General features: G+C 64.3%; 11 protein-coding genes. 10 read left to right on the top strand and 1 reads right to left on the bottom strand.

Going from position 1 to position 11,128, the window contains the following annotated elements; translation table 11 throughout:
• Positions 1-54: 54 nt before the first annotated feature.
• The gene (locus tag AC3IT0_RS04065; protein ID WP_489323715.1) at positions 55-1,263 is read left to right on the top strand and encodes a sensor histidine kinase; all 1,209 of its coding nucleotides are present in this window, start codon (positions 55-57) and stop codon (positions 1,261-1,263) included.
• The gene (locus tag AC3IT0_RS04070) at positions 1,260-1,940 is read left to right on the top strand and encodes a response regulator transcription factor (RefSeq protein ID WP_254752476.1); all 681 of its coding nucleotides are present in this window, start codon (positions 1,260-1,262) and stop codon (positions 1,938-1,940) included. Before AC3IT0_RS04065 ends, AC3IT0_RS04070 begins: the two co-directional genes overlap by 4 nt.
• Positions 1,941-2,045: 105 nt before the next feature.
• On the opposite strand, the gene AC3IT0_RS04075 is transcribed toward AC3IT0_RS04070, so the two are convergent.
• A complete protein-coding gene (locus tag AC3IT0_RS04075; protein ID WP_489322513.1) occupies positions 2,046-2,606 on the bottom strand; it encodes a hypothetical protein in 561 nt (186 codons plus the stop codon).
• A 255-nt stretch (positions 2,607-2,861) separates the two neighbouring features.
• Here AC3IT0_RS04075 and AC3IT0_RS04080 point away from each other — a divergent pair, with 255 nt between their 5' ends.
• The 8 genes from AC3IT0_RS04080 to AC3IT0_RS04115 all read left to right on the top strand — a co-directional run bounded on the left by AC3IT0_RS04080 (position 2,862) and on the right by AC3IT0_RS04115 (position 10,537).
• Positions 2,862-3,344, top strand: a complete 483-nt coding sequence (locus AC3IT0_RS04080; protein ID WP_026266570.1) for a CarD family transcriptional regulator — start codon at positions 2,862-2,864, stop codon at positions 3,342-3,344.
• Between the two features lie 135 nt (positions 3,345-3,479).
• Positions 3,480-4,286 (top strand): 2-C-methyl-D-erythritol 4-phosphate cytidylyltransferase, encoded by an 807-nt coding sequence (gene ispD, locus AC3IT0_RS04085; protein WP_489322514.1) that lies wholly within the window; start codon positions 3,480-3,482, stop codon positions 4,284-4,286.
• A 2-nt stretch (positions 4,287-4,288) separates the two neighbouring features.
• Positions 4,289-4,786 carry a 2-C-methyl-D-erythritol 2,4-cyclodiphosphate synthase gene (gene ispF, locus AC3IT0_RS04090; RefSeq protein WP_489322515.1) on the top strand — a complete coding sequence of 166 codons (498 nt, stop codon included), beginning with the start codon at positions 4,289-4,291 and terminating at the stop codon, positions 4,784-4,786.
• Between the two features lie 73 nt (positions 4,787-4,859).
• Positions 4,860-6,317, top strand: a complete 1,458-nt coding sequence (gene cysS / locus AC3IT0_RS04095) for a cysteine--tRNA ligase (protein ID WP_489322516.1) — start codon at positions 4,860-4,862, stop codon at positions 6,315-6,317.
• 67 nt (positions 6,318-6,384) lie between these two features.
• On the top strand, positions 6,385-7,374 hold the full coding sequence (gene rlmB, locus AC3IT0_RS04100; protein WP_489322517.1) for a 23S rRNA (guanosine(2251)-2'-O)-methyltransferase RlmB: 990 nt from the start codon (positions 6,385-6,387) through the stop codon (positions 7,372-7,374).
• A gap of 182 nt (positions 7,375-7,556) precedes the next feature.
• Positions 7,557-9,668 (top strand): glycogen debranching protein GlgX, encoded by a 2,112-nt coding sequence (glgX, locus tag AC3IT0_RS04105; RefSeq protein ID WP_489322518.1) that lies wholly within the window; start codon positions 7,557-7,559, stop codon positions 9,666-9,668.
• Between the two features lie 18 nt (positions 9,669-9,686).
• On the top strand, positions 9,687-10,172 hold the full coding sequence (locus AC3IT0_RS04110; protein WP_489322519.1) for a guanyl-specific ribonuclease: 486 nt from the start codon (positions 9,687-9,689) through the stop codon (positions 10,170-10,172).
• 8 nt (positions 10,173-10,180) lie between these two features.
• A complete protein-coding gene (locus AC3IT0_RS04115) occupies positions 10,181-10,537 on the top strand; it encodes a barstar family protein (RefSeq protein WP_489322520.1) in 357 nt (118 codons plus the stop codon).
• Positions 10,538-11,128 lie beyond the last annotated feature (591 nt).

The raw sequence follows: 11,128 nt of genomic DNA on the forward strand, positions 1-11,128 counted from the left end.
CCATGACGCACCGTCTCGACAGGAACCACGGCCTAAGCTGGAGTTGTGGATCCTATGCTCATCGGTGTCATCGCCGGCCTGGTCGGCCTGTCGCTCGGCACCTTTGGCGTGCTCGCCTTCAGGATCAGTGAAAAGCAGCGCAAGCTTGTTGACGTCGACGTGGACGAACTCGCTTTGCCGGCCGGCGCCGCGGAAGTGCTGGCCGTCGTCGGACGGGCTTTTGTGGTGATTGACGCCGTGGACGGTGTGGTGCGTGCCAGCCCGGCAGCTTATGCGTATGGCCTGGTGCGCGGCCATACGGTGGTCCACAAGGAGCTGCTGGACATGACAGCCGGCGTGCGCCGCGACGGCGTGATCCTGGAAAAACGGCTGGAGCTTCCGCGCGGTCCGCTCGGCCAGGGCACCATCATCGTGCAGGTCCGCGCAGCCATGCTCGGCGAGGAATATATCGTGCTGCTGGCCGACGACCGCACCGAGATCACCCGCACCGAAGAGATCCGGAACGACTTCGTGGCCAACGTGTCCCACGAGCTGAAGACCCCGGTGGGGGCCATTTCCCTGCTGGCCGAGGCGCTGGAGTCCTCGGCTGACGACGAACAGGCCGTACGCAGGTTCGCCAAGCGCATGCACAAGGAGTCGGGCCGGCTTGCCGCCCTGGTCCAGGACATCATCGAACTGTCGCGCCTCCAGGGCGCCAGTGTGTCCCAGCAGGGCCGGGCCGTGGACATCAACGCCGTCATCACCGAAGCAGTGGACCGCTCCCAGCTCCCCGCCGAAAGCAAGAACATCCGCATCGTTGTGGGCGATCGCGTGAAAGCCACCGTTTATGGCGACCAGGACCTGCTGGTTACCGCGCTGCGGAACCTGATCGACAACGCCATCCGCTACTCCCCGGAGAACACGCGGGTGGGCGTGGGCGTCCGGTCGAAGGACGGGCTTATCGCCGTGTCGGTCACGGACCAGGGCGAGGGGCTGACCCCGGAGGATCAGGAGCGGGTGTTTGAGCGCTTCTATCGGGTGGATGCGGCGCGTTCGCGCCACACGGGCGGAACGGGCCTGGGCCTGAGCATCGTCAAACACGTTGCCTCCAACCACGGCGGTGAAGTGACATTGTGGTCACGGCCCGGCCAGGGTTCCACATTCACCCTGCGGCTGCCTGAGATGGAAAGCCAGGACGAACCGGATACTGCAGGTGTCAAACAACGAGCCGTACCCGAGCGTGGCAAAGAACGCGGCGTACATGAGCAAGGAGCCAGCGCTTGAGCAGGATTTTGATTGTCGAAGACGAAGAATCTTTCAGTGATCCGTTGTCCTATTTGTTGGGCAAGGAGGGGTTCGAGGTTGAAGTGGTGGACAACGGCTTGGACGCCATCACCGAATTCGACCGCAATGGGGCGGATCTGGTGCTGCTGGATCTGCAGCTCCCCGGCCTGTCAGGTACGGAGGTCTGCCGCCAGCTGCGGCAGCGCTCCAGCGTTCCGGTCATCATGCTGACGGCCAAGGACTCCGAGATAGACAAGGTGGTTGGCCTGGAGTTAGGCGCCGACGACTACGTCACCAAGCCCTACTCTTCCCGTGAGCTGGTGGCCCGCGTCCGGGCCGTGCTCCGCCGGCAGGGTGAGCCTGAGGAACTGATCTCGGCCACAGTCCAGGCCGGCCCTGTCCGGATGGACATCGAACGGCATGTGGTCAGCGTGGATGGCCAGCAGGTCCTCCTGCCGCTGAAGGAATTCGAGCTGCTGGAAATGCTGCTGCGCAACTCCGGCCGTGTACTGACCCGCGGCCAGCTGATCGACCGGGTTTGGGGTTCGGACTACGTGGGGGACACCAAGACCCTGGACGTGCACGTCAAGCGGCTGCGCGGCAAGATCGAGCCCGACCCGTCCGTGCCGCGTTTCCTGGTAACAGTCCGCGGCCTGGGCTACAAATTCGAGCCGTAGGTCTCTCCGCCGTAAGGCACATTAGGCATAAGGCACACCAGACTTCAAGGGCACAAAAGGAGGGGCTCCCCGCGGGGAGCCCCTCCTTTTGTGCCTTGTTGCTGCCTAGTGGGCCGCGCCTGTGCCCGTGGCCGACGGCGACGGGCTGGGTGTGGCGGATCCGGTCGGTTCGCTGCCGGCCGGCAGGTACTCCTTGTACTCCGCGAGGGAAGCATCCAGGACCGGGATCCGGACAGTCTTGCTCACCTTGGTGCCGTCTTCGGTGACCTTGACGTCCAACAGCGAACCGGCGATGGCGCCGGTCGTGCTGAGGATGGCCTCATCCGTGGAGTCGTTGAGCAGGGTGTAGGAGTTGGCTTTCACCGGCACCTGCGTCTGCGAACCCTCGGCCCCGTTGACGGTGAGCTTGACGTCCTGCGAAGAGGAGTTGTAGACGGCGCCGAGCAGTCGGCCGGGCTTGTCTTCGGCAGCGGAGACAATGAGCATGTTGCGCAGCTGCAGGGGGCCCAGGTCGGCGCGGATACCGTCCGACGACGCGTACTGGTGAGAAGTCTGCTGGGGGTTGATGTAGCCACAGCCGGTCATCGTCGCCAGGGCGAGGGCCAGGGATCCTGCCGCCAGTGCCAGTTTGCCGCCCTGGGCCCGGTTCATCGCAGTGAAACGCACGTCACGTACTCCTTGAGAGTCTTGAAACATTATTCAGCCATAGCCTAACGGCAAACCGCACCAAACGAGGATTCCGCACGGTCACATTGCCCTTGGCAGCACGCCGCGCATGCACTATTATCTGCATTCGTCAAGGGGTCGAAGGGGGTCTATTCTGCCCATTTTCCGCGTATTTCCGGGGTTCCGGGGCCGGTTCGAGGCCAGTCATATGCCTGAATCGTGATAAACTGGTCTGCGGGAAAGGGGAATGTCCACATGGTATTTGAGGTCGGCGAGACAGTAGTTTACCCTCACCACGGTGCTGCAAAAATTGAAGAAATCAAGATGCGCACTGTCAAGGGCGAAGAGAAAATGTATCTCAAGCTCAAGGTGGCTCAGGGTGATCTGACCATTGAAGTTCCAGCAGAGAACGTTGACCTTGTTGGGGTCCGTGACGTAGTGGGCAAGGAAGGTCTGGAGCACGTATTTGATGTTCTCCGGGCTGAGTTCACTGAAGAACCCACCAACTGGTCGCGCAGATACAAGGCAAATCTGGAGAAGCTTGCTTCCGGTGACGTCATCAAGGTAGCAGAGGTTGTTCGCGATCTCTGGCGCCGTGATCACGATCGGGGCCTTTCCGCAGGTGAGAAGCGCATGCTGGCCAAGGCCCGTCAGATTCTGATTTCAGAACTTGCACTGGCTGAAAAGACTGATGAAGAGAAGGCTGCAAGCGTTCTCGACGAGGTCCTGGCTTCCTAAGAATTGAACCCCGGGGGTACGCAAGTGCCTCCGGGGTTTCTTTTTGCCCTTTTTCGGAACACTTGACCGCCGCGGCAGGCGCGTCGCGCGGGTGGGATTCGGCAGGCCGGGCAGGTGGGCACGTAGGCTGGCAGCATGAACAACGGACTTCCCCGCCCCGTCACCGCCGTCGTTATAGTGGCTGCCGGTTCCGGCGAGCGGCTGGGTTACGGCATGCCCAAGGCGCGCGTGCCGCTGGGGAGTGACGCCATCCTCACCCACGCCCTCCGGGGCGTCGCGGCCGCCGGCGTTGCACGCCAGATCTGTGTGGCACTGCCGCCCGGCGATACGGTCCTGCAGGAACTGTGCGCTGCCTTCGCCGAGGAACTCCGCGCAGGGCACGACGGCAACCCGGAGAACCCGCTTCCCGTGCTGACAACGGTCGACGGCGGCGCCACCCGTGCCGCGTCCGTCCGGTCAGCGCTGGCCGCCTTGCTGGACGGCACTGAAGCCGTGCTGGTCCACGACGCCGCCAGGGCGCTGACGCCCGAGTATGTCTTCCACCGCGTCGTTGATTCCCTGGCTGCCGGCGCTGTTGCCGTGATTCCGACGGTGCCGGTGGTGGATACGGTGAAGATGGTTGCCCCCACGACCGGTGACGACAGCAGGATCGCCCCGGAACTCGTGACCGGGACCGCGCCGCGGGAGGAGCTCCGTTCGGTCCAGACGCCCCAAGGTTTCCGCCTGTCCACACTGGTCCAGGCCCATCAGGCGGCGGAGGCCTTTGACGAGAAACAGGCTGCGGCGGTCACCGACGACGCCATGCTCGTGGAACTCCTGGGAGTTCCCGTGCACGCTGTCCATGGCTCCACCCAGTCTTTGAAAATCACCACGCCGCTGGACCTGATCATTGCCGAGGGGCTGTTGGAAGGCCCGCTGGGCATCCGCTGGGTGGAAGGTTAACCATGGGTGAAGCCAAGATGATCCTGCCGCGCACGGGTATCGGCCTGGATGTGCATGCCTACGCGTCCCCTGACCTTCCCCGTCCGCTCTGGCTGGGCGGGCTGTTCTGGGAAGGCGAGCGTGGACTGGCCGGGCATTCGGACGGGGACCCGGTGGCCCACGCCGCAGCCGACGCCCTGTTCTCGGCAGCAGGCATCGGGGACCTCGGCACGCACTTCGGCACGGACCGCCCCGAGTTCGCCGGCGCCTCAGGTGTCACGCTCCTGGCCGAGGCGGCGAGGATTGTCCGTGCGGCCGGCTTTGAGATCGGCAACGTGGCAGTGCAGTTCGTGGCTACTCGGCCCAAATTCGGCCCGCGGCGGGAAGAGTCCCAACGCGTGCTGAGCGACGCGGCAGGGGCGCCGGTCAGTGTCACGGCCACCACCAGCGACGGACTGGGTTTCACCGGCAGGGGCGAGGGCATTTCCGCCGTCGCCACCGCATTGGTCTATCCCCGGTGATTCAACCCGGCGCTGTTCAGGCCGGACAGCGCGCGGGGGCCGGGGCGCAGGCCTTTTCCGCTAATCTGGAGCGGTGACTCTCCGCTTCTATGACACCGCGTCCGCCGAAGTCCGTGACTTCGTTCCCCTCGTCCCGGGAAAAGCGAGCCTGTACTACTGCGGAGCCACCGTGCAGGGCCTGCCCCACGTGGGCCACATCCGCTCGGCGATCGCCTTTGACCAGCTCACCCGCTGGCTCGAGTACCGGGGGCTGCGGGTTACCGTGGTCCGGAACGTTACGGACATCGACGACAAGATCCTGGTCAAGTCCGCCGAGTCGTTCAGCCCGGACTTCGAAGACGGACCGGATTCTGTCCGCGAGGAGGAATGGTGGGCGCTGGCCTACCGCTACGAGCAGGCGTTCCTGCAGGCCTACGACACCCTCGGCGTTTCCCGGCCCACCTATGAGCCACGGGCAACCGGCCATATCCCCGAAATGCATGCGCTGATCCAGCAGCTGATGGACCGTGGCCACGCCTACCCGGCACTGGACGATTCCGGCGATGTCTACTTCGATGTTCGCTCCTGGGACAAATACGGGTCACTGACGCGCCAGAACATCGACGACATGCAAGGCGCTCCGGACGCGGATCCCCGCGGCAAGAAGGACCCCCGCGACTTCGCCCTGTGGAAGGGCACCAAAGAAGGAGAGCCGACGACGGCGAGCTGGGCCTCGCCCTGGGGCGCCGGCCGCCCGGGCTGGCACCTTGAATGCTCCGCCATGGTCACCAAGTACCTCGGCACCGAGTTCGATATCCACGGGGGCGGACTGGACCTGCGCTTCCCGCACCACGAAAACGAGATGGCCCAGTCCCAGGCCGCGGGGCACGGGTTCGCCAACTTCTGGATGCACAACGGCATGGTGACGTACCAGGGCGAAAAGATGTCCAAGTCCATCGGCAACACCATCAGCCCGTCGGAGATGCTGGAGCTCGCGTCGCCGCGGGTGGTCCGCTACTACCTGGGACAGGCCCACTACCGCTCAGTGCTGGACTACCGCCCCACGTCGCTTGAGGAGGCCGCCGCCGCCGTCGAACGCATTGACGGCTTTATCAGCCGCGCCGTTGGCGCGCTCTCCGCCGGCGGGAACTACACGTTCGCCACCTACGGCACGGTTCCGGAGTCGTTCGTGCGCGCCATGGACGACGACCTCAACGTGCCGCAGGCCCTCGCCGTGGTCCACGAAACCGTCCGATCCGGAAATAATGCCCTGACAGAAGGACGGCTGGAGGACGCACAGCAGGCGCTGCACAGCCTGCATGACATGCTGCGCGTCCTGGGCCTGAACGCGGTGGCTTCCGGACCGGCGTCGGACGCCCGGCAAGCGGCGGCCTTGGACGTACTGGTCGAAGCCCAGCTCGCTGCCCGCGCGCAGGCCAGGGCCACCAAGGACTGGGCCGCCTCCGACGCTATCCGGGACACGCTGAAGGCGGCCGGCGTCGTGGTCGAAGATGGCCCGGATGGCGCCACCTGGAGCCTGCAACGGGACTGAACCGGCGATTTTACTTGATTCAGTAGACTGGTAATCAGACTCAGTCAAACAATCAAGGGTGGAACTCATGGCCAACAACGGTCGCCGATCGGTCAAAGCAAAGAAGGGGCCAACCATCGGAACCGGTGGTCATGGCCGTAAGGCCCTTGAAGGCAAGGGTCCCACGCCCAAGGCGGAGGACCGCCCTTACCACAAGGCGCACAAGAGCAAGCAGCTTGCCGAACGCTCGGCCGCCAAGCGCGGCACGGGTGCCCGCAGCGCCGGCGCCTCCCGCACGGGTCCCAAGGGCCGCGCCACCGAGGAAGTCGTCACCGGCCGTAACTCCGTGGTGGAAGCCCTCCGCGCCGGGATCCCCGCGAAGGCCCTGCACATCGCCATCCGGATTGAAATGGATGACCGCGTTAAGGAATCGCTGAAGATCGCCGCCGAACGCGGCATCCCGCTGCTCGAGACCGGCAAGCCCGAACTGGATCGCATGACGGACGACGCCATCCACCAGGGCCTGGTCCTGCAGATCCCGCCCTACGAGTACCAGGACGCTTATGACCTGGCCGAGGAAACCGTGGACCGCTGGAAGAAGGGCCACGTATCCAACGCTCCACTGTTCGTTGCCCTGGACGGCATCACGGACCCGCGCAACCTCGGTGCCATCATCCGCTCCGTCTCGGCCTTCAGCGGCCACGGCGTCATCGTCCCGGAACGCCGCTCCGTGGGCGTTACGGCCTCGGCCTGGAAGACCAGTGCCGGCGCTGCCGTGCGTGTTCCTGTGGCGCGGGCCGCCAACCTGAACAGTGCCCTGAAGCAGTTCAAGAACATGGGCATCTTTGTCCTGGGGCTCGACGGCGAGGGCGACGTTTCGCTGCCTGACCTTACCCTGGCCACCGAGCCCGTCTGCATTGTGGTCGGTTCCGAGGGCAAGGGCCTGAGCCGCCTGGTCCGCGAAAACTGCGACCAGATCGTTTCCATCCCGATCAACTCCGCCATGGAGTCGCTCAACGCGTCCATGGCCGTTGGCATCTCGCTGTACGAAATCTCGAGGCAGCGCGCCGTCAAGTAGGTCGCTGCGGGAGAAACGCTCTCTCACTTTTGGTGGGTTTAACGGGAACGCTCTCTCACCCGGTGAGAGAGCGTTCCCGTTAAGTTGCGAAAAGTGAGAGAGCGTCGGAGCGTGGTGGGGCCGCATGACGTCATAAAAGTGGCAGTGCAGTTCAACAGCCGCTGGCCGCTACCATGGACGTGATGGTCATGCCGCTATTCGATACAGCTTCCACCAAGGATGCCTCTTCGGCATATCCGCTCGGTGTCAGCGTCCCGCGCCCGGGATCGGGAGCGGATTACGCCGTGCAGTCCAGCGCCAACGTCGCCGTGTACGCCCCGGCCGTGGAGAACCTTGAGATTGCCTACAAGGCCCCCGGCAGCGAGTGGCATCTGCAGACCCTGCCCAATGTCACCCACGGTGTGCACCACGGAATTGTTGAGGATTTCCCGTACGGATCGCTGTACGGTTTCCGCGCCACGTCCAAGGCGGACCCGTTGCCGCTGGCGGTCCCCATCGTGGACCTGGACGACGACGGCGGGCAGCCCCTTCTGCTCGATCCATACGGCCGAGCCGTGGACCAGCGGGAGGGGTTCCTGACGAGCGTCCGGATGGCCGGCGATTTTGACTGGGGCACCGACGAACCGCCCCGGACGCAGTGGCGGAACACCATCATCTACGAGGCCCATGTCCGCGGCCAGAGCATGCTGCATCCCGATGTCCCCGCCGAGCTGCGCGGAACCTACGCCGGAATGGCCCATCCTGCCATCATCGAGCATTTCAAGAGCCTGGGCATTACCGCTGTCCATCTGCTCCCGGTGCACTTCCACCGCGATGAGCTGCACCTGCAGAACCTTGGCCTGACCAACTACTGGGGCTACAACACGGCCGCGTTTTTCGCACCGCACGCGGCCTATGCAACGCAGGCTGCGCAGGATGCCGGACCGCACGCCGTCCAGGACGAGTTCAAGGGAATGGTCAAGCTGCTCCACGCGGCAGGGCTTGAAGTGATTCTCGACGTCGTTTACAACCACACTGCCGAGGGCGGCCCCGACGGCCAGACCATCAGCTTCCGCGGACTCGGCGAGGACACGTACTACCGAACGGACGGACACGGGAAGTACATCGACACCACGGGCTGCGGCAACAGCCTGAATTTCGGCCAGCCCCAGGTGGTCCAGCTGGTGCTGGATTCACTCCGCTACTGGGTGGACGAATTCCACATCGACGGTTTTCGCTTCGACCTGGCCGTGACGCTCTGCCGGAACGCGGACAACGAGTTTGATCCCCGGCACCCGTTCTTGGTGGCCGTGGCCGCCGATCCTGTGCTGTCCGACGTCAAACTGATCGCCGAGCCCTGGGACGTCGGCTACGGCGGCTGGCAGACGGGACGGTTCCCGGGAGGCTGGGTTGACTGGAACGACCACTTCCGGGACGGCGTCCGCTCGTTCTGGCTCGCCGACCGGGCGGCCATCGAGGCCGGCGGCCATGGCGGGTCCGTGGCGCGGCTGGCTGATGCATTGTCCGGATCGGCCGGGCTTTTTGAAGCGTCAGGCCGGTCCAGGCTGGCGTCGGTCAACTTCATCGCCGCACACGACGGCTTCACGCTCAACGACCTCGTGTCCTACGACCGTAAACACAACGAGGCCAACGGTGAGCAGAACCGGGACGGGCACGGGGACAACCGCAGCTACAACCACGGCTTCGAAGGCCGGAGCGAGGACGAGACCATCGTGGCGAACCGGGCGCAGTCCCGACGGAACCTGATGGCCTCCCTGATGATTTCCCTCGGCGTGCCCATGATCACTGCCGGCGACGAGCTGGCGCGCACGCAGCAGGGAAACAACAACGCCTACTGCCAAGACAATCCACTGGCGTGGCTCGACTGGACGCGTACGCCGGAATCCGCGGAGATGCTCCGCAGTACCAAGCGCTACGTCCGCCTGCGCAAGGAGTTCCTGGCAAGCCAGCCCCATGATTTTCCGGCTCGGGATGAGCAGTCCTATCTCTACTGGTTTGATCACTCCGGACAGCCCATGTCCATGGATCAGTGGAATGATCCCCGGCACCGCGTCATGCAGCTCCTGCTTGGCTCGGATGACGGCACGCTGGCCGGCCTCGTAGTGGTCAACGGCAGCGGCTCCGACGTGAAAATCACCCTTCCGGAACTCAAGAACGACGACGGAACGCCCCTCAGGATGTTCGAACTCCGGCTGACAACGTCGCCCCTTCACGAGCTTCGACAGGGAAGCCGCGTGGCCTCGGGCGGGACTGACCTCATCGAGGCCAACTCGATCAACATCTACCGCACGTAGCTGCGGAGGGGACGAGAATTGCGTAACCGCTCCATTGCCCTGCTGCTGACCGGGCTCCTGGCCATGGCGGTGTTCGCTTTCGGCGGCCCCGGGCTCCTTGAATCGATAACGGGAAGTACGACGCCGGCAGCAAGTTCCAGCGCGGCCCCGGCTCCAGGCGCTCCCGTCCCGGGTCCTGCGGAGGTTCCAGGCCCGGCGGCAGTCCCAGCCAACCCGTCCGGGCTGCCCGCCATCAAGGAATCCCAGCTGCCGGCCGAAGCCCGGACTACCCTCGCCGCGATCCGCGCCGGCGGCCCCTACCGCTACAGCCAGGACAACAAGACGTTCGGCAACTTCGAGCGCATCCTCCCGCGGCAGGATTCAGGCTATTACCGCGAGTACACCGTGCCCACCCCGGGTGAATCCGACAGGGGAGCCCGCCGCATCGTCACCGGTTCCGAGGGCGAGAAGTACTACACGCAGGACCACTACGACTCGTTCAAATTCATCGCAGAAGGCAGCTGAATACCCTTATGAAAATCTACTCAGCCGATACGTGGACCATCGAAGAACTCCAGGAACAGGTTGCCGACGCCGGCCGCCGCAGCCTGGTGGTCCCCGCCGCCGACAGCAAGAGAGCGGTCCTGGAAACCTTCGGCGAAGTGCTCGCGTTCCCTGAGCACTACGGCGTGAACCTGGACGCCCTGAACGATTCCCTGCACGATTTCGCGGACAGCATCGGCGAGAACGGCAGTGCCCCGGTCACGATCCTCTGGCAGGTGGCCGGAGCGTTCCGCGGTGACCGGTCGTTCGGGATCATCTGCGAGATCCTCCAGGATGCCGAGAGCTACGCCGGCAGCGACCTCGCCGTCACCGCGGTGCTGTTCTAGCCCCGGCAGACTCTCCGTTGGTTGGCTAACAGAAGCCGTTTTTCGTCCCCCCCCGGGGAATCCTCGGGGGGATTCCCCCCTTTCCAAACGGGCGAAATAGGGTCATTATTTCTTGCAAAGCCTGTCCGGGAATAGACAAGGTCTCAGGTTGAGGAGGCTGAACGAACCTTCTGGTCGTTTTTTCGACGTATCCCCGACAGACTTTATCCGCGCCCGGTCAAGGGTGATTTCGCATCATCCTGACACGTCGCGGTTGTTGGCAACAATTGGTTCCATTCGTGAAAGGCAACACTCATGCTCCAGCCTAATAGGGGACTTTCCGGCTCGGGTTTCATTTTCACGCTGCTTCTGGTGATCTCCACTGTGGCGTCGTGCGCGGCGCCAGCTGCCCCACAGCCCCGTGCCACTTCCGCCGCGACACCGTCATCGGCATCGCCTTCAGGGTCGACTCCGTCGCCGTCGAACACCTCAGAGCTGTGCGGGCCCGGGTCGGCCATCAACTTCGACCGCACCGCCTTCCCGGACTCTCCGAAGATCGACAACAAATGGTTTCCGCTAAAGCCGGGCGCCCTGTACACAACGACGGGCGAG

Source organism: Pseudarthrobacter sp. KH_020_B (assembly GCF_057840185.1).